This window comes from Corallococcus sp. CA047B (assembly GCF_003612065.1).
Lineage (GTDB): Bacteria > Myxococcota > Myxococcia > Myxococcales > Myxococcaceae > Corallococcus > Corallococcus praedator.
Genome location: NZ_RAWD01000607.1, coordinates 1 through 1,859 on the forward strand (window position 1 = coordinate 1; position 1,859 = coordinate 1,859).

Sequence of the window (1,859 nt, forward strand, 5' to 3'; positions counted from 1 at the left end):
TCGATAGGTCTCATGCTGCGCGTCGTGCGGTGACGGCACGCAGCACGGGGCTGGGAAAGGCCGCGCACTCGGAGAGGTCATCCGCTCCCTCTCCGAGCACGGTTCACCGATTTACCTGAAGCGGGTTAGCGGGCGTCGCGCGGGTCCCCGGTGAGGCAGGGCTCCATCTTCTCGGGGGCGACGAGGAACAGCTCCTCGCGGCCCAGGTCCTGGGTGATGCCCGGCGTGGCGAAGCCAATCTGGCCGCCGCCGTCGTACAACAGGGCCGCCCAGTCGTTCTGCGACACGGGGTACACATCCGTCGCGTCGCCGTCGCGGTTGAAGTCCAACGCAATGGTGTTGAAGTCGTATTGGCGGTTGTTGTTGAAGTCGACGAAGTCGGCTGCGGAGAACATCGCCACCTGGGCGTCGTTGAAGCGCAGCCCGTAGTACCTAGTCAGTTCCGACCCGGTGGACGGGGCGACGGCCGCGAACGCGGTGAGCTCATTGACGGCCGCCTCGTTGATGGAATCCACGTGCACACGCGAGTAGTCGAGCGCGCCGACCGTGCCGCCAAGTTCGAATCCATAGAACTGGTATTCGTAGTTCATGATGCTCAGGTAGTTGGGCTTGTAGTTGTCGTCGTCATTGCCACCGTGGCGCAGACCCAGGTTGTGCCCCAGTTCGTGCATGAGGGTGCCGGCCTGCTGTTGCTCGGTGCCATTGAAAGAGCCCAACGTCATCAGGAAGTCATGCGCGGGGAGGCCGCGAGAGATACCGCTGGAGAAGTTCCCGTTGTATTGGTTCGCGAACACCGCGTAGTGAAAGTAGGGCGCGCGGGCGGCGGCGAAGTACTTCGCCTTGATGACGTCGAATTCCGTCCACACGGGGCTCAGGTTCATGTCCGCGTCCGCGGCGGCGATCTGCTGATCCAGCACCAGGTGCAGCGTGATGCCTGTGGACCCATCCGGATTGCTCACCGGCGCGCTGGCGAAAGCCGTGATGACCTTGTCCAGCGTGGCCTGGCTGGGCCTGAGTGTGGGATAGTAGTCCACCTCCACGAAGACGTCCTTCCTGCGCGCGTTCGCGCCGAGGGCCGTCAGGTCCAGGCCACCGCCGAAGCCGAACGACTCCGCGTAGTCGTTGAGGCGGTCTCCGTCCGTGTCGGGGTTGTTGGGATTGGTGCCCAGCACCAGCTCCACCACGTCGCAGACGCCGTCGCGGTCCGTATCGGGGAGAAGCGCGCAGGCGGGGATTGGGAGAGGGATGGCCGTCGCGGATTCCACCCCCTGGCGGGTGCTGACCACCTCCGCGTCCGGGAGGTCGGCGCCGCCACACCCGTTCAAACCGAGGAGCGCAACGGAAGCTGTCAGCAGCGCCTTGTGAAGCTTGGACATAGAATTCCTTTGTGTGCAAACAGTTGGCATCACACCAACTGCCTCCTTCTTGCAGTTTGCCGTATTCGCTGTCTATTCAATTAATGCAGGAGTTACATATTTGAGACAGGCATGAAGCGTGGCCGGACAGCCCGGGCGCTCTCCCCAGCTCAGGCCCGATTTTGGGGTTGAGGTGCACGTCCATCTCGTCCTCGTAGAGGACGGGCTCCTGGGGACGGGCGTAGGTGGCCCGGCACTTCAATTGCCACAGGCGCTGGCGCCGCCGCCGCGCGGGCCAGGGGCAGCGCACCCTTGCGACGTGCGCCCACCGAGGCCACCAGCGCGCGTCCCATGGTCGCGGGCGACTTGGCCGTTGAAGGCTCTGCCATCTCGCAGTCCCTCACGGCCGCGCTCCTGCTAGCGCAGCACGGCGGCCACCACGGTGGAGGTGGCGCAGCCCCATCACCGCGCTGCTGGCGCCCGCCTACTCTCCAGGCCGATCGG

1 protein-coding gene is annotated in these 1,859 nt (G+C 64.9%); it reads right to left on the bottom strand.

Annotation, left to right across the window (positions count from 1 at the left end; all coding sequences use genetic code 11):
• Window positions 1–125: 125 nt before the first annotated feature.
• Window positions 126–1,376 (bottom strand): hypothetical protein, encoded by a 1,251-nt coding sequence (locus D7X74_RS41520; protein ID WP_120538422.1) that lies wholly within the window; start codon window positions 1,374–1,376, stop codon window positions 126–128.
• Between the last annotated feature and the right edge of the window lie 483 nt (window positions 1,377–1,859).

Bases quoted from the DNA above. Each gene is read 5' to 3' on its own strand.
- D7X74_RS41520 (WP_120538422.1), bottom strand. From the start codon at position 1,376: ATGTCCAAGCTTCACAAGGCGCTGCTGACAGCTTCCGTTGCGCTCCTC.